Annotated in this window: 24 protein-coding genes and 1 riboswitch; of the genes, 2 read left to right on the forward strand and 22 right to left on the reverse strand. The window is 66.0% G+C overall.

What is annotated here, in order from left to right; all coding sequences use genetic code 11:
• Positions 1-101: 101 nt before the first annotated feature.
• Positions 102-953, forward strand: a complete 852-nt coding sequence (gene purU / locus ACZLIB_RS01015) for a formyltetrahydrofolate deformylase (protein ID WP_032128205.1) — start codon at positions 102-104, stop codon at positions 951-953.
• A 287-nt stretch (positions 954-1,240) separates the two neighbouring features.
• Here purU and pncA read toward each other — a convergent pair whose 3' ends face one another.
• Both pncA and ACZLIB_RS01025 read right to left on the reverse strand, forming a co-directional pair.
• A complete protein-coding gene (gene pncA / locus ACZLIB_RS01020; RefSeq protein WP_478468949.1) occupies positions 1,241-1,867 on the reverse strand; it encodes a bifunctional nicotinamidase/pyrazinamidase in 627 nt (208 codons plus the stop codon).
• 55 nt (positions 1,868-1,922) lie between these two features.
• Positions 1,923-2,609: an epoxyqueuosine reductase QueH gene (locus ACZLIB_RS01025; protein WP_080291760.1), complete on the reverse strand. Its 687-nt coding sequence runs from the start codon at positions 2,607-2,609 to the stop codon at positions 1,923-1,925.
• A 160-nt stretch (positions 2,610-2,769) separates the two neighbouring features.
• Positions 2,770-2,984: riboswitch (cobalamin riboswitch) on the reverse strand.
• Positions 2,985-3,138: 154 nt separating this feature from the next.
• Between ACZLIB_RS01025 and ACZLIB_RS01030 the strand changes: the two genes are divergently transcribed.
• The gene (locus tag ACZLIB_RS01030) at positions 3,139-4,986 is read left to right on the forward strand and encodes an RpoH suppressor (protein WP_478468950.1); all 1,848 of its coding nucleotides are present in this window, start codon (positions 3,139-3,141) and stop codon (positions 4,984-4,986) included.
• A 469-nt stretch (positions 4,987-5,455) separates the two neighbouring features.
• On the opposite strand, the gene ACZLIB_RS01035 is transcribed toward ACZLIB_RS01030, so the two are convergent.
• The 20 genes from ACZLIB_RS01035 to ACZLIB_RS01130 are packed head-to-tail and all read right to left on the reverse strand — an operon-like array spanning position 5,456 to position 15,318.
• Entirely contained in the window at positions 5,456-5,812 is a 357-nt protein-coding gene (locus ACZLIB_RS01035) for a Mor transcription activator family protein (protein WP_008266767.1), read from the reverse strand.
• On the reverse strand, positions 5,809-6,273 hold the full coding sequence (locus tag ACZLIB_RS01040) for a regulatory protein GemA (protein WP_040006666.1): 465 nt from the start codon (positions 6,271-6,273) through the stop codon (positions 5,809-5,811). The genes ACZLIB_RS01035 and ACZLIB_RS01040 overlap by 4 nt, the downstream gene beginning before the upstream one ends.
• A complete protein-coding gene (locus ACZLIB_RS01045; RefSeq protein ID WP_157635897.1) occupies positions 6,270-6,446 on the reverse strand; it encodes a hypothetical protein in 177 nt (58 codons plus the stop codon). The genes ACZLIB_RS01040 and ACZLIB_RS01045 overlap by 4 nt, the downstream gene beginning before the upstream one ends.
• Positions 6,436-6,915 carry a hypothetical protein gene (locus tag ACZLIB_RS01050; RefSeq protein ID WP_040006669.1) on the reverse strand — a complete coding sequence of 160 codons (480 nt, stop codon included), beginning with the start codon at positions 6,913-6,915 and terminating at the stop codon, positions 6,436-6,438. Before ACZLIB_RS01050 ends, ACZLIB_RS01045 begins: the two co-directional genes overlap by 11 nt.
• Positions 6,908-7,276 (reverse strand): DUF2528 family protein, encoded by a 369-nt coding sequence (locus ACZLIB_RS01055; protein WP_049399130.1) that lies wholly within the window; start codon positions 7,274-7,276, stop codon positions 6,908-6,910. The genes ACZLIB_RS01050 and ACZLIB_RS01055 overlap by 8 nt, the downstream gene beginning before the upstream one ends.
• Before the next feature lie 8 nt (positions 7,277-7,284).
• Positions 7,285-8,190, reverse strand: coding sequence for a recombination-associated protein RdgC (locus tag ACZLIB_RS01060; protein ID WP_049399129.1), 906 nt, complete (start codon positions 8,188-8,190; stop codon positions 7,285-7,287).
• Entirely contained in the window at positions 8,177-8,494 is a 318-nt protein-coding gene (locus ACZLIB_RS01065) for a hypothetical protein (protein WP_065427827.1), read from the reverse strand. The genes ACZLIB_RS01060 and ACZLIB_RS01065 overlap by 14 nt, the downstream gene beginning before the upstream one ends.
• Complete coding sequence (locus ACZLIB_RS01070; protein WP_040006671.1) at positions 8,491-9,174, reverse strand: hypothetical protein; 684 nt, start codon at positions 9,172-9,174, stop codon at positions 8,491-8,493. Before ACZLIB_RS01070 ends, ACZLIB_RS01065 begins: the two co-directional genes overlap by 4 nt.
• A gap of 1 nt (position 9,175) precedes the next feature.
• Entirely contained in the window at positions 9,176-9,787 is a 612-nt protein-coding gene (locus tag ACZLIB_RS01075; RefSeq protein ID WP_008267057.1) for a DUF3164 family protein, read from the reverse strand.
• Entirely contained in the window at positions 9,784-10,038 is a 255-nt protein-coding gene (locus ACZLIB_RS01080) for a hypothetical protein (RefSeq protein WP_040006673.1), read from the reverse strand. The genes ACZLIB_RS01075 and ACZLIB_RS01080 overlap by 4 nt, the downstream gene beginning before the upstream one ends.
• Positions 10,038-10,517, reverse strand: coding sequence for a hypothetical protein (locus ACZLIB_RS01085; protein WP_141097897.1), 480 nt, complete (start codon positions 10,515-10,517; stop codon positions 10,038-10,040). Before ACZLIB_RS01085 ends, ACZLIB_RS01080 begins: the two co-directional genes overlap by 1 nt.
• Positions 10,514-10,741: a hypothetical protein gene (locus ACZLIB_RS01090; protein WP_008265784.1), complete on the reverse strand. Its 228-nt coding sequence runs from the start codon at positions 10,739-10,741 to the stop codon at positions 10,514-10,516. The genes ACZLIB_RS01085 and ACZLIB_RS01090 overlap by 4 nt, the downstream gene beginning before the upstream one ends.
• Positions 10,734-11,009: a hypothetical protein gene (locus ACZLIB_RS01095; RefSeq protein WP_040006676.1), complete on the reverse strand. Its 276-nt coding sequence runs from the start codon at positions 11,007-11,009 to the stop codon at positions 10,734-10,736. Before ACZLIB_RS01095 ends, ACZLIB_RS01090 begins: the two co-directional genes overlap by 8 nt.
• Positions 10,999-11,388 carry a hypothetical protein gene (locus ACZLIB_RS01100; protein ID WP_024957596.1) on the reverse strand — a complete coding sequence of 130 codons (390 nt, stop codon included), beginning with the start codon at positions 11,386-11,388 and terminating at the stop codon, positions 10,999-11,001. Before ACZLIB_RS01100 ends, ACZLIB_RS01095 begins: the two co-directional genes overlap by 11 nt.
• Before the next feature lies 1 nt (position 11,389).
• Entirely contained in the window at positions 11,390-11,698 is a 309-nt protein-coding gene (locus ACZLIB_RS01105; RefSeq protein ID WP_040006678.1) for a hypothetical protein, read from the reverse strand.
• On the reverse strand, positions 11,698-11,943 hold the full coding sequence (locus ACZLIB_RS01110; RefSeq protein ID WP_040006680.1) for a hypothetical protein: 246 nt from the start codon (positions 11,941-11,943) through the stop codon (positions 11,698-11,700). The genes ACZLIB_RS01105 and ACZLIB_RS01110 overlap by 1 nt, the downstream gene beginning before the upstream one ends.
• On the reverse strand, positions 11,936-12,172 hold the full coding sequence (locus tag ACZLIB_RS01115; protein WP_008265702.1) for a hypothetical protein: 237 nt from the start codon (positions 12,170-12,172) through the stop codon (positions 11,936-11,938). Before ACZLIB_RS01115 ends, ACZLIB_RS01110 begins: the two co-directional genes overlap by 8 nt.
• Before the next feature lies 1 nt (position 12,173).
• Positions 12,174-13,349: an AAA family ATPase gene (locus tag ACZLIB_RS01120; protein WP_008268737.1), complete on the reverse strand. Its 1,176-nt coding sequence runs from the start codon at positions 13,347-13,349 to the stop codon at positions 12,174-12,176.
• On the reverse strand, positions 13,346-13,504 hold the full coding sequence (locus tag ACZLIB_RS01125; RefSeq protein ID WP_008268046.1) for a hypothetical protein: 159 nt from the start codon (positions 13,502-13,504) through the stop codon (positions 13,346-13,348). The genes ACZLIB_RS01120 and ACZLIB_RS01125 overlap by 4 nt, the downstream gene beginning before the upstream one ends.
• The gene (locus tag ACZLIB_RS01130; protein ID WP_008266617.1) at positions 13,504-15,318 is read right to left on the reverse strand and encodes a DDE-type integrase/transposase/recombinase; all 1,815 of its coding nucleotides are present in this window, start codon (positions 15,316-15,318) and stop codon (positions 13,504-13,506) included. Before ACZLIB_RS01130 ends, ACZLIB_RS01125 begins: the two co-directional genes overlap by 1 nt.

Genomic DNA, 15,318 nt, shown 5'->3' on the forward strand with positions numbered 1-15,318 from the left:
GCCATGGAGAAACCCAAGTATCGCTTGGGACTGAACCAAGCAGGTCGGTTGCATCGGTGACCATCGATCCCGAGGACAGGCTGCTGCCCTACACTCGGGCGATGCGCCCCGATTCCATCCTCACCCTGTCCTGTCCCGACCGTACCGGCATCGTCTACCGCGTTTCCGGCCTGCTGTTCGACCACGGCTGCAACATTCTCGACGCCCAGCAGTTCGGCGACGAGGAGAGCGGCCGCTTCTTCCTGCGCGTGCATTTCGATCGCGATGCTGGCCTGCCGCTGGAGACCGTGCACGCCGCCATGGCCACGCTCGCCGCCGGCTTCGGCATGGACTGGCAGCTGCATGATGGCCGCCGCCGCGCACGCCTGCTGGTGCTGGTCAGCAAGCAGGGGCACTGCCTCAACGACCTGCTGTTCCGTGCCCACAGCGGCCAGCTGAAGGTGGACATTGCCGCAGTAGCGTCCAACCACGCCGACTTCGCGCCGCTGGCGGCGTCCTACCAGGTGCCGTTCCACCACCTGCCGGTGACCGCTGATACGCGCGCGGTGCAGGAACAGCAGATCATCGACCTGGTCGAGCGCGAACGCATCGATCTGGTGGTGCTGGCGCGCTACATGCAGATCCTGTCACCCACGCTGTGCCGCGCGCTGGCCGGCCGTGCGATCAACATCCACCACAGCTTCCTGCCCAGCTTCAAGGGCGCGCAGCCGTACCACCAGGCACACGCGCGCGGGGTCAAGATCATCGGCGCCACCGCGCACTACGTCACCGAGGATCTGGACGAAGGCCCGATCATCGAACAGGACGTGGCCCGCGTGGACCACGCCATGGCGCCGCGCGAGCTGGTGCGGCTGGGCAGCGATACCGAATCGCTGGTGCTGGCGCGCGCCGTGCGCCGCCATGTGGAGCACCGCATCCTGCTCAACGGGCACCGAACGGTGGTGTTCCGGTAATCGCCCATCCCGCGTCCGCCGGGCATGGCCCGGCGCTACCACGGGTGCTATCCGGTAGTGCCGGCCGCTGGCCGGCAACTGCAGAGATCCCGAGGTTGCCGGCCAGCGGCCGGCACTACCGAATCCTGATTTCATCCAATGAAAAGCCCCCGGTTCGGCCGTCCCGCGATCTGTAGGGGGGCGTAGTTAGGGGGCTGGATGAATCGATTGTGTTGTCGTGGGCAGGAGCGCGCAAGCGGCATAAGCGACGTGCGCGGTAGCGCCGGGCCATGCCCGGCGGTCACGCCTCAGGCGATCGAAATCCCCGCCTTGCCCAGCGCTTCACGCACCATCGCGTCGTTGGCGTCGGTCACCGGCTTGGTCAGCTCCCACAGGAATTTCACCCGGAAGCCGGACTTCACCGCGTCCTGCGCGCTCCACAGCACGCAGTAGTCACGGGCCAGGCCGCATACGTGCACTTCGCGGATGCGGCGTTCGTGCAGCCAGCCGGCCAGGCCGGTGGCCGGGCGCTCGCCCTCGGGGCCGTGGTTCTCGCGGAAGGCGCTGTATGAATCCACCTGTTGGCGCGTGCCCTTGCGCAGAATCAGGTCGGCCACGGTCCAGTCCACGCCCGGATGCAGCGCGGCACCGGCGCTGCCCTGCACGCAGTGGTCCGGCCACAGGGTCTGCGGCTGCGCGTGCAGCAGGATGGTCTCGAAGGGGCGTTGGCCGGGGTGCTGGCTGGCGAACGAGGCATGGTCGGCCGGGTGCCAGTCCTGTGTTGCCACCACGGTGCGGTAGCGGCGCTGTGCCAGCAGATCGGCGATCGGTGCCACCAGCGCATCGCCCTGGTCGCAGGCCAGCGCGCCACCGGGCATGAAGTCCGGCTGCAGGTCGATCACCAGCAGGGCGACATCGGCGGGCAGGGCGGTCATGGCAGTTCCGGTACAGCAGAAGGGGCGACCAGCGTGGTCGCCCCATGCCCACACGTCAATCGCCCTGCGGCGTCTCAGCGTCCTGCCCGTAGTACAGCAGGCCGATCTTGATCCGTTCGCGGCCATTCTCGCGGCGGTGACGGTTGGCATCGCGCAGCGAGTACACGCAGCCGCAGTATTCCTGCTGGTAGAACTGCTCGCGCTTGCTGATCTCGATCATGCGGCTGGCACCGCCGCCCTTGCGCCAGTTGTAGTCCCAGTACTGCAGGCCTTCATAGCGCGACGCGGCACGGATGCCGCAGTCGTTGATCTGCGCCATGTTCTTCCAGCGCGAGATGCCCAGCGACGAACTGATGGTGTCGTAGCCGTGCTCGTGCGCGTACAGCGCAGTGCGCTCGAAGCGCATGTCGAAGCACATCGTGCAGCGGATGCCGCGCTCGGGCTCGTTTTCCATGCCGCGTGCACGGCTGAACCAGTTGTCGGTGTCGTAGTCGCAGTCGATGAACGGGATGTCGTGCTGTTCGGCGAAGCGGATGTTCTCCTGCTTGCGCAGCTCGTATTCCTTCACCGGGTGGATGTTGGGGTTGTAGAAGAAGATCGCGTAGTCGATCCCGGAGGCGGTGATCGCCTCCATCACTTCGCCGGAGCAGGGGGCGCAGCACGAGTGCAGCAGCAGGCGCTGGCCGTTTTCGGGCAGGGACAGGGTGGGGCGTTGGAGCTCGGTCATCGTCAGGTACCGCATGGACCGCCGGCAACGGCGGTGGCCCATGCATCAGCGCGTGGGTGAACAGTCTGGCCGGAAACCGTGAACAGGACGCACGCGGCCGCACCGCCTGCAGGCGCAGGACAACGACGGCCCCGGCAACCTCCCCGCGGAGATTCCAGGTCGAGTCAGGGGACGGTCGTGTCCCCCGGCCGGGGCCGGTATTCGGGCTGATGGACACGGGCCGCAGCCCACCTACTACCTGCCGCTTCCCAGGCGTGAGCCCAGTGCTGTTGGCAGGATTCGTTTCCATTCACCGCTGCGGGGCAGCTCCGGAATGGGCGCGCGAGGCGCCTTCACCGGATTCCCGTTTAAATCCCTGCCGCGATGACAACTACGGCAGGGATACCTACGGCGTGCCCACGGTGGACGCGTCGAGGGCAATGGTCAAGGGCCAATGAAAGCGCAGGGCTGTGGCTCGCTTCTCAGGCTGTGAGAGCGCCTCTTGCCATACTGGGCACCGACAGACGGGAGGTGGCTCGTGGCGGCGAAGTACTGCGATCTGGTCATGAAAGGCGGCATCACCAGCGGCATCGTGTACCCCAATGCGGTACTGGCGCTGGCCCGCGAATATCGCTTCAAGAGCATCGGCGGCACCTCGGCCGGCGCCATCGCCGCGGCGGTGGCGGCCGCGGCGGCGTGCGGTGATCGCCGCCAGCAGGCGGGTGAACACCTGCCCGGCGATGCAGGCTATGGCGGGCTGTCGGCGGTGTCGGCGCAGCTGTCGCGGCGCGGCTTCATCTACAGCCTGTTCCAGCCGGCGCGTGGCGCGCGCGCGGCGTATCGCCTGCTGGTGGTGCTGACCGGCAATGCCCGCCTGCCGCACAAGCTGCTGTGCCTGGCCATCGCGGTGTTCGAGATTGCGCCACTGGAGGTGCTGGTGTCGCTGGCGCTGCTGCTCGGCCTGGGCTGGTGGGGCGGCGGTTGGAGCGGCGTGGCCGCCACGCTGCTGCCATCACTGCTGTGCGCGTACGGTGCCGGCGTGGCCGGTGCCGCGCTGCGGGTAGCGCGGGTGGCGCGCCGTAACCTGCTGGGCCTGTGCAGCGGCCTCGGCCGCGACGCACGCACGCCGGCATTGACCGAATGGTTGCACGAGTGCCTGCAGCAGCTGTCCGGCAAGCCGCTGGATGCACCGCTCACGTTCGCCGATCTGCACGATGCGCCGCGCTATGCCGGCGAGCCGGACAGCCCGCATGCGATCAGCCTGCAGATGATCACCACCTGCGTGTCGCACAATGAGCCACGCACACTGCCGCTGGGCGGTGCGCAGTTCTGGTTCCTGCGCGATGAGTTCGAGCAGCTGTTCCCGGTCAGCGTGGTGCAGTGGCTGGTGACGCAGGCCGGCCCGCCACTGGAGGTGGAAGGGCGCCGGTACTACCACCTGCCGCAGGGCCCGAAGCTGCCGGTGCTGGTGGCCACGCGCATGAGCCTGAGCTTCCCGCTGCTGATCAGCGCGGTGCCGTTGCATGAGCCCTCGCGCCGCGAGCGTCGCTGCGAACCGACCGCACCTGCGGCCGACCAGGAGCACAACGTGGCCGACAGCATGGAAGGGCTGACCAGTGCCGGGCAGACCTGCGGACCGGTGATCACCGCGTTCCGCATCTGCTGGTTCTCCGATGGTGGCATCAGCAGCAACTTCCCGATCCACCTGTTCGATGCCGCGTTGCCGCGCTGGCCAACCTTCGCCATCAATCTGGTCTACCCGCAGCACGCCGAAGACGTGAGCCACGGCAGCAGTGGCCGTCAGGCGCTGGAACACGCCGTGTTCCTGCCCACCGAAAACCGTCATGGCTGGCAGCGTACCTATCAGTCGATCGCCACTCCGCTGGCCGCTGCGGAGCTGGGCCGTTTCCTGTTCGCGGTGGTGGCGACCATGCAGAACTGGCGCGACCTGCTGCAGGCGCGTGCACCGGGCTACCGCGACCGCATCGTGCACGTCAGCCTGCAGGGCGACGAGGGCGGCATGAACCTGGACATGCCGCAGGACGTGCTGACCCGCATCGCCGACAAGGGCAGCCTGGCCGGTGCGCGCTTCTGTTCGTTTTCGTTCGAGAACCACTATTGGATCCGCTGGCGCAACCTGGCCTCGGCCTACCAGCGCTACACGCTGGAAGTGGCGCGTACCGATGACCCGGCACAGCAGGTACTGGCCTACCGTGCGGCGTACGCGATGGTTGCCGGTGGCCAGCCGACGCCACCGTCGTACAAGCTGGGCTCGGAAGACAAGCGGCTGGCCTCGCAGCAGCTGTGGGGCTTGATGGTCGAGCAGGGACGTACCTGGGAAGACCTCGGCCCGGACCTTACTGACGGCGCACCGCGTCCGCTGCCGCAGATGAAGGTCACGCCGATCTACTGACCCGGTAGTAGATCCACGCCATGCGTGGATGGAACCCCATCGAAATCGAATATTTCGAACATTCATCGAAGAGCATCCACGCACGACGTGGATCCACCGTGTCGACCAAGGTCGACACCTACCCACAGCAGCAAAGGATGCCGTTTCGACAGCTCGCGGAGACCTGTCGAAGGCGGGGTGGGTCCGGTTGCGGGGGCGTGAGCCGCATGGGCCCGAGGCATGCCTCGGGCGGGTTGGGCAGGACGCCCAACCCCGGTCTTGCCGTGTGCGCAGGACTGCGCACACGAGCAAGCGGCGACCGAGCTTACATGGGTGAGGGCGCTTTGCTTGCGAAGCATTGCTTCGCAAGCGCCCGAACGTGTTCAGGGGTGAGATATATCAGGGGGGGCTGCGAGATATCTAGCCGGAAGACCCCGGAAGAAAGCTGGCAATGGCGGATCAAGATGGAAAGCCATTGCGCCTGGTGCAATCAGGGTGCTGTACGGAACAGACTCATCTGATTGAGGTTACGATCCCGGAAGTTCGCCCTGGCGAGCAGCTTGCGGATCCCTTGCTCAGACATTCTGTATCGCTTCGCCAAGCCCGGAACTGTAGCCCCATTGCGGTGGGCGTTCAGTATCTCACGCTCGCGTGGGCTGAGCTTGAATGAGGCGTCCTGGGGAAAGTAGATGGTCTGGCCGCCCCAGTCTTCGGCCAAGGTGTCCGCCACCGCCGCGCCGATCTGCTCTGCGAAGTCGTCGCCGAGGCCGAGCGCACGCGCAGCCGTAGCCGCCGCCGAAGCGGCATTGGCCAAGAGCTCGTTGCGGCGGGCCTCCATCGACTTCATGCCGAAGGGGCCTCCCGCCGGGCGCGGCGATTGGCATCGATCTGAAGAGCGGCAATCACTTTGAACAACTGATCCGGGTTGCACCATTCCAGGCGTCCTACCTTGAACATGTGGCGGGCCACCGAATGGGCATATTCCCACTCACGCCCCGAATCAGCCAGCAGGGCTTCGATCTTGGACAGCTGGGGGGATAGGTCGCCCTTGGGGCGGCCTGCCCAACGTTTGGCTGCGTACGCCGCCTTGGCGGGAATTCCACCCAGGCGACGCAGCTCGTTGGCGATCGCATCGAGCTGCCGGCGATCGCACTTGCCGGCGCTGCGCTGGGCAACGCCGTGCTCTCTGGATACACGCTCGACCAGGTCACGGTAGACGTCGTCGGAGAGGCTGAGCTTCTTGGCGCCGGCGTGGATCGCGGCCAGCACCCGGTTACGGCCGTCGCCGGCCTTGCGAACGCGCGTCATGCCTTGCTCCTTGCGCCCTGAGCGGCCCGGAGGGCGGTCTGCCATGCCGGCACTTCCTGGCCCGCATGGTCCAGCAACTGCAGCAGCCCTTCGCGCACGCCAGGCACGATACGGCCACCGTCCTTCAGGACGGTGGCCACCTGGGACTTCTTTGTCAGCGGATCACGGCGCATCAACAGCCCCTTCCTCGCGGCCAGCTTCGGTCAGTTCCTGCTCGATCAGCAGTAGCGAACGCCTACGGCATTCGTTGAACCCGTCGCGCCATGCCTGACCGGGAGTCAGGTCATCAAACGGACCTCCAACCTGTTCGCTCAACCACATCGGCGGCACACAGTGAAGCCGCTTCAGGACGTCGGTCTGCAAAGGGCCTGGCGGGACCTGGAAAAGCGGGACGGTGTAGGTTGCCCGCATGGCCGGCCAGCCGCCGCGCTGGCTCTCACTGCCCATCTCCATGAGGTCCGCCGCCACTGCCCGCCGCAGTTCGCGGTCGGCGAAGAACGCTGGCGTCGAACCAGGCGGCATCAGGTAGCCAAGCACCGCATCCACCGCCGCTCGAACGGCTGAGCGTGACGGGCCGTTGGCCACGGCGCGAGGCGCGGCTTTGTAGGCCCGCCATGCGGCGTCGTACACGGTCTCATCCATGTGGCACCTCAATTTCCTCGACCTGCATCAGGGAGGAATCGAGGTCAGGACGGTCATCCCAGCCAACCAGGCGGATACCGTGTGGCGATGGCCACCCTTCCAGCTGGTCAAACTCACGCTGCATGCTTTCGGTCGAGTAGCTTGAGTTCGCATCGAGCACCCAACCCATGAACTCGGCACCGGCGATCTTGATGACGGCCAGCACGGGGTTGTCGTCGGCGGCGTCAAGCCGCTCATCGGCCCCTGTCCAGAACTCGTTGATTTCCGCCGCCAGCTCCGGCGTCAGGATGTTGTGGTCGATCTCAAGCTGTACCTGGCCTTCGCCCCAATTACGTTCGATGTTGTAGCGCTTGATGGTCATGCCGGGCCTCACGGGTTCGTTGAAAGGTGGAAGGCCTGTTCCAGCACCAGGAACAGGCGGCGGATCTCGCCGCTCTGCAGGGCAAAGCGGGCATCGAACTCGGCGCGGCGGCCGTCATCGTCGGCCTGCTCCAGCTGGGAGAGCGCGCCGTCCAGGAACTTCAGCTTGCGCAACACCAGGTCATCGCCCAGCTCGAAGGACAGCGCGTCCTCCAGCACCAGGGCCAGCTTGGTGACCTGCTTGCCGGCATCCAGGTGCTTGTCGATCTCGTCACTGCGAAGTTCCTGGTCGCTGCAGCGCACCTTGGCGCCACCCTCGACCGGATCACGCAGCTCGGCGGACTCTCCAAGGGACAAGCCATCCGGCAGGGACTCACCTGCGATCCAGCCAGTCAGGATCGAGCGCGGTGCAACCTGGGCATTCAGCGGAACCGCCGGGAAGCCGCCCAACAGGCCACGGATATCGGACACGAAGGCCTCGCCCACCTTGCGGCTGGAGGTATCCACGGCCACATAGCCGTGGGTCAGGTCCAGGATCGCGTCGTGGCGAGTGTTCTTGACGAAGGCCTTGGGCAGCAGCTCGTGCAAGATGTCGTCCTTCATGCGCTTGCGCTCACGGCCACCCGGTCGACGCCCCTGTTCCTGTTCCATGACCTGAAGACGACTCTCCAGCGCACGGTTGACCACCGCGCTGGGCAGAATCTTGTCCTCGCCACCCACCGTCAGCCAGAGGAAGTCGCCCTGTCGGCACGACAGGCGCTCCTGCTCCTCGCGGCCGAAGGGGGAAATGAAGCCGCGCGAGTTCATTTCGAGCGGTCCAACCGGCTTCAGAACGCCATACGGCAGCACGGATTCGACTTCGGAGAAGTCGGTGCTGGTTGGAAAGCGGAACAGCACCAGGTTACGCATGAACATGGCGGTTCTCCTTTGAGTCGGTGTTGCGGTTGCTGGCACGCAGTGCGCCCCAGCGCAGCCGACGCGGATGCTGGGAACACCACGCAAGCCAATCCCCAAGCGCGTCACCCTTTGCCCGCTGCGTCTGCGCCTCTGGCACACCCGGGACAACCAGCATCCCCTGCATCAGTCCCTTTCCGTGCCTGGCTACGACGCTGATCACCTTGCGCAGCTGCCCGTTGCTCCCTTCGGCGATGAAGATCGCACCTTCCGGCACGTTGTTGCCGAACCCAATCTGGCCATTGGCCCAGCAGTACGCGATCACGAGTGCACCCCCAGGAGGTTGATTGGGCCACTGCGCTGCAAGACCAGCACCGGCGGGTGGAGCAGCAGCTCGAGAATGGCGTTGAGGGCCGCTTCGGCTTGGGCTTCGCACTTCTCGGCCATGCCATGCCCAACCTGGCGAGCAATGGCCGTGGCCACGTTCCGCTTCGTCTGCGGGTCGCGCAGGCCACACACGAAGTCGAGCCCGTCCATGCGCCGGATCGCGTCAGCCGTGGTAGACGCCATCGCACCTACCGCCTGCTGGGCGCACGGACCGCACATCGGCGATTCCGCCAAGCCGGTGGGCATGTCGCAGTTGACGCACGCGTGGCGCGGCCCGGAGGTGGCCACCTCAACGTCCGTACGCTCTTCGAAGTGCAGCAGGCCCGGCTGGGAGATATGACGCTTCAGGCGCCAAGGGAGTGCGTCCCCGCGCGCTTCGATGTACCGCACCGCCTGGCGAATGGCATAGCGAGCAGCGGTCGCGTCTTCGCCCTGGATGTTGCCGCAAGTGGCGTCGAAGAAGCGCAGCCCATCCAGCTCCACGGCCGGCGCGTGGATCTCCACGTCGGCCCGTGCAGCCTGGTCGGCGATCTCCACCGCCAGCGCCAGGGTGTTGGCATTCAGGGCACCGCGAACACCGTCGAAGCGGAAGGTGCAGGTGTCTCGGATCTTCGGCATGTCAGACCCCCGCCACGTCGAGAGAAATGGGCTGATACTGGCCACGTGCGTCGCGCTCGTAGAACCGCACATAGGTCTTGCTGCCCACCACCGTCACCGCATCGCTGATGGCCTTCATCGCCTGCTGCCAGCGGGGGTCATCGAACTTGAGGCGATGCAGCGAGAGCACCTCGCCTGTCTTGATGCTGCCGTCCTGCCCCACCTTGAAGGCGCTGTTGACCAGGGTACGCAGCTCGGCACGGGAGCCTTCGGTCCAGTCGTTCAGGCACTCATCGATGAGGGCCTTGGCCGCCTGCAGCCGCTCATCGAACTGGATGCTGTCCTGGCAGGCGCGCAGGATCTTGTAGCGGCCGTCGTAGGTGTACAGGCTCACGTTGCCCTTGTCGCCGCCGATCTTGGCGCCGTACTGCTCGCCACTGAGCTGCACGAAGGCCGCAATGTCAGCGAACGTGTCCGCCTTGAAGGTGCGCAGTTCTTCGCGCAGCTGCAGGGCGCGCTGGATCTTCTCCTGAACCAGCTGGTCGCGGGCCAGATCGATCGGCTTGATCTGTGCCTCTGGCACCAGCCGACCATTGCGGTCCTCGCGGTAGCCTTCGGGAATGGATGGGGTCATTGGGCGCCTCCTTGGGCGGCGGGGGGGACAAACGGTTGAGTGGGCCGAAGGACGTCGGGGACGCCTTCGACATGGATAGGGCTGTTGGCGGTGAACCAGTCGGCTCGCCAGCGGCGGGCGGCATCCAGCGAGATCCCGAGCAGGCCGGAAATGCGCTGCGGGGTGAGCTGGCGCGGGTTCTGCATACGAGCCCACAGCGCAAAGCGCATCGCGCACAGGTGGTCGTAGCGCCGGCGGCCGGTGCGAGCCATCACTCCACCCCGCCGAAGATGCGATCGAAGTGGTTGTGCAACGAATCGACCAGGCGACCACCGAGGTAAGGCGGTAACTCACCTTCCAGATCCTCCTGGGACTGGCACACGGTGCCGATGGAGGGCGTCAGCGGGCCTTTGTCGAAGGCGGGACCTTCGTAGCCCCCAGCAGCAGATCGAGCCTTCTGCGCCCCTGTCATACCCGGCCGGGTACCACGCACACGCTGCGCCTGCGCGGCAGCCAACGCCGCTTGGTCGATCTTCCAGTCGGGGTTGAGGCGGTAGTTGCGGGCCAGCCCTTCGCCGACGCGCAGGATCATTCCGCACCGCACCGCCTTGGCGACCGCGTTGGACACATAGCCGCGGTAATGGAAGCCGTGCTCCATCACCCGATCGATCAGATCCGCAGAACGGACCACGCTGGCGCCCAGTGACAGGGCGATAGCGTGCTGCATTGCGACGCTGGGGACGGCGCTCATGGCTGAACAACCTGCGGCTGCGTGATGCCGGCTTCCGTACGCGTCAGCACGATGACCGGTGCAGGGCTGGGCGTAGTGCGAGCGACCACGCAAACCACCGCGCGGTGCTTGCCGTCGACCTTGCTGCGGGCCTGGGCGTCTTCGATCGCCTTGTCCGAGTCGGTGAAGGTGTCGCCACCCACCCACTCAGCAGGGACCACCAGGAACTGGCCGCGCTCAGCCATGAGCCACCTCCCGCAGCATCGGAGGACGCTGGGTCCACTCCAGCTGCACGCCCTGGTACTCAGCGGCCATCACGCGGTCCTGCCCGCCGCTGCCGTTGGGCTGGCGGCGCTTGAGGTGGCCACCCACCATCGTGGGAGGGCGGTCCAGAATCAGCACCGCGCGACGGCCATTGCTGTGCAGGCCCAGGATCTCGATGCCGCTGTTCTCCAGCTCGCGTGCCGTGTTGGCGGCGGCATACAGCACGTCGGAATTGCGTTCATGGTTCATGGTTGGATTCCTCGTCGGTAGCGGGCTTGTCCAGCCCGAGTTGTCCGTACAGATCCGGGAGCGCAACGCGCTTCATCGCGCTGACCTGCTCCAGGGAGGTCATGGCGCGCCCGACCAGGAAGGTGCAGGCGCGGTCCAGTTCGGCCGCACTGGCGGCCAGGTGGTAGCCGTGAGCCGGGTGGGCGCAGATCGGGTGCCCCTCGCGCCGCAGCTGCTCGATGATCTGGCGCAGGCGGCGCTCGTCGGCGGTGCTGGTACGTGAAGTGATCTGCTGCACCAGGTCGCGGGCAGTGATGCCGTTGACGGCGCCGCGACGGCCCTGCAGCTGCAAAAGCACCGTCTGTGGGGACAGCTCTTGCGGTAGCAGGGCCAGCTGCATGTCAGATGGCCCCCCGATCAATGCCGGCGGCGATGGCCAGGTCGAGAATCTCGTCCAGTTCCAGCAGCCAGCGCTTGCTGGTGCTGTGCGCGATCACCACCACGCCGCTGTGGATCCAGACCTCGACCGAGTACTCGCGCCTGGTTTCAGGGTCGTGCACCTGGACTTCTCCCACACGCGACGCTGTCGGGAACGTGTGGCAGTCCTGCACCAGCGTCCCGATGGACTTCTTCCGCTGGGGGTGCTGGGCACTGTGGCGCTGGCGGTTACGCACCTGGCCGAGGCAGCGCTGGAGGGTCGGAACGGCCATCATTCCTCCTCGTCGTCATCGCCGTCGCGCAGCTGGCTGATCAGGCCGCTCAGCTGCTGCAGGTCCAGTGATGCCAAGAGTTCCACCAGATCCTGTCCGTCGCGCCATTGGATTCCGGCACGGCGGAAGAGGTCTCGGTGCATCACCGTCACCTGACGATCCGGAAGCTCGGCATCGCGCATCAGGCTTTCGGCGAACCAGCGCAGATGCTGTAGTCCGTTATTGCTGTGGGGCGTATCAGCCATGAGCCACCCCCTCACGCTGCAGCACATCGGCCGGAACATGCGCGGTGATGCGCTCCCAGTTGGCGCGCGGCACGATCACCACCTGCAGGATGTCCACATTCACCGGCGCCGGACGGTCCTGCATTTCAAAGGGAACCGCCACAACACGCGTTGCAAGCGGCCACTGCGCCGTCATTGGCTCAACCACCATGCCTTCTACCGCCGGCCAGCCTTCGGTTCGGATCGCCATCTCACACCCCCCGCACGACGTCAGCGGTGACGGTTGGCACGCCCAGGTCAGCGGCGCGGTTCATCGCAGCGGTCAGGGCGTTCTGAACCGCCAGCGGGTACAGCAACGAGCCAGCGCCGCGCGAAGGAACCAGCTTGGCGCGCAGCGCGTCGATGGCACTCTGTTCCACCACCTTGTCCAGCGGCACCTGGGCGCGCTTGAAGCGGTGCGCCAGGTAGGCACCCAGCTCGTTGTCCAGCGGCGGCAGCGTGATGATCTCGATGCGCTGTACTACTTCGCGTACCTCCGGGTTGTGCTCAGAGAGCTTCACGCCCAGCTCGGGTTGCCCGATGAGGATCACCGACAGCAGCGGGCGCAGGCCGTCCTTCAGCTCGCGGAAGCGCTTGAGGTGCTTCAGGGTCGGCAGCGGCAGGCTGTGGGCCTCTTCAATCACCAGGACGTGGCTGTGACCGGCGCGGGCGCTGTCACGCAGCGATTCGTGCAGCTGGCGGAAGCGGGCCTCGGGGCTGCTCTTCGGCTTGGCCAGCGGGGCGACAGCGGCCATGATCGCCTCGGCGATATGGTGGCTGCGCAGGGTCTTGCCCACGGCATCACTGCCTTCGCTGGCCAGCACGTAGGGCTGGATAACAATGACGGCCTGCTCTTCACGCTGGATGCGATCAACCAGGTCTTCGCGCAGCGTGCTCTTGCCAGCACCACTTTCGCCGATCACCGCAGCAAAGCCGCCGTGGCGGGCCACCTGGTACATGCTCTCGCGGACATAGCGGATATCCGGCGACAGGAACACCTCTTCGGCACTAGCCGGATCGGCGAAGGGATTGCTGGTGAGGCCGAAGTGACGCTTGGCCTGTGGAGTCAAAGCCTGAAAACGCAGTAGCATGGGATCTTCCTCGTCGTGAATGTCGTTGTCGTTATCGGTGTCTTGCGGTGGGGAAACCGGGGCTGGCGTGACCCCGCACGTCGGCCCCTCCTTTTCATGCCAGTGGGCGTCGGTTACGCCGTGCTGGGTCAGGCAGGAACTGATGGCAGCGCGCACCACTGCCGGATCGCAGCTGGTGGGCAACTGGCCGTGGTTGATCAAGGCATTGAGGGCCGGACGGCTCAGACCTGCAGCACTGGCCAGGTCTCCCTGCTTGATGCCGGCCTCGGTGAGCAGGCGCTTCAGACGCAACGTCATGGGCGAGCCCTCCGCCCCTGCAAGGCAGCCTTCGCAGCTGCATAGGTGTTGAAGCCAGCCTTTCGCGCAGCGATCTCCAGCGCCTGGCAGTAGCCGAATCCGTCGCGTTCCTGGATGAGGCGTGCGTCTTTCTTGATGCTGTCGAGCGAAGCCATCACGCGGCACCTCCTTCCACCAGCCGGAGACCACCGCGCTCAGGCGTTGCCAGGGCGTGCGCCCAGGACTCGACCTGATCCACCGGCAGGCCTTCCGGCCAGCGCTGGGCGGTGCGTGCGTAGTGGTCCGGCGACCAAGCCGAACCGGCGGCCTCCAGTAGCGGCTTCAAGCGCATGGCCGCTTCCACATGGTTCAGTGGCGGCAATTCCGCGCGGATGGGCGTGACCGAATCGACCGTGAAGCGAGGGGCCTCGACCACATCGGGGACCGCGACGTCGACGCGATGACCCCGGCGCGGCAGGTGCTGGATCTCCGGCGCCTGCTGCACCGACTTGTAGGGGTCGATACGGCCACCGAACGGCATTGCCTTGGCCTTGCGCTGCGCCTTGGCTTGCTCGTCGGTCTCGGCATCCATCGCCAGGCGCTCGACCCGCTTGCGGTTTGTGTCCGCCGGGGTGTCGGCGTGCGCGTGGTATGTGCCGACCGCCACCGCACCGGTGAACCCGTATGCGTCTGCTTCCAGCGGCTCCATCGTGTACCAGGTGTCGCGGCCAGCATCGTCTGTGAACAGCGCCTGCGCACCGAACTCGCTACCGAAGGCATTACGGGCGACCGTGAGCTTCTGGCCCACGATCACGCCCGGCACGCCCGACACGTCGTAGGTCTTGCCCAGGAAGCTGATCCGCAGCAGCGGGTTGACCTTGCGCAGTTCCGGAGCGCGGGTGGCCAGCTTCATGCAGTCCTCGGTCGCCGGTACCAGGCGCAGCTGATCGGGCTTGATCGTCATCCACGCCTGGTAGCGCGAGGACTTGTGCCGGGTGTGTTGAGCGGTGGCATTGAAGTTGCGCATCCAACGCCACGCCGATGCGTTGAGCTGCTCCAAGCTCTGCACGTTGTCGAAGCGAAGGCGGTGCTCGAACTTGCGTTCGATCAGGTCGTTGGTCTTTTCGACTTGGCCCTTTGCCCACGGCTGGCCCGGCTGATTGATCCAGATGCGAATACCCAGGGCCGCGCACAGGTTCTTGAACATCGCACCCGTATTGGCGCTGCCCGGGTCCACCATCACCATCGTCGGTGCGCCACAGAACGGATCAGCCGCACCGCGGTACTGCATGGCGTTGATGAAGGTGCGGCACAGGTTCTCGCCGCTCTCGGCGCCCAGCACGTATTCCACGTAGAAGGCGCCGCTGGTGTGGTCGGTGAACACGTAGCGCCAGACGCGCTCGTTCTCGACGCGCGCCAGGTTCTTGGGCTTGTTCTTGTAGAACTCGCTTGCCGGCATCGCATGCAGGCCGTCCTGGCGCTTGAGGTAATACAGCACGCACAGGCTGGGATCGGCCTGCCACACCTGGTTGGGATGTTCGCTGGCCAGCTGAACCTTCGGTGCAGGTGCCGACAGCTGATCAGGGTGCAAGCGGTTGGTGCGCAAGGCTTTGGCTGCGGAGCTCTCGCTCAGCAGTCGGATCTCGCCGGTACCGGCATCCACAGTCTCGCCGCGCACCATGCCATTGGCGCGTAGCATGTCGATGGCCTCGCCGATGCTGGCCAGGCGCTTGCCAGTGCCGCGACGCGACTCCAGCAATACAGCGGAAATCATTTCCAGTTCCTGCTGGGTCCAGTCGGAGTTGCCCCGATCGCTGCGGCGCTTGCGAGGCTTCAGCGAACAGGTCAGCTTCGAGACCTGCCGATACAACGTCTGTACGCTGCAGCCCCATTCGGCGGCGTATCGCTCGGCAATGGCGCGCTTCTGGCCGTGCCCGGCGCAGAGCAGGTCAGCAGCGGCCTGCTCGATCAAGCTGGCGCTGAGGGCCAT

This window comes from Stenotrophomonas sp. 220_Sma (genome assembly GCF_056487375.1).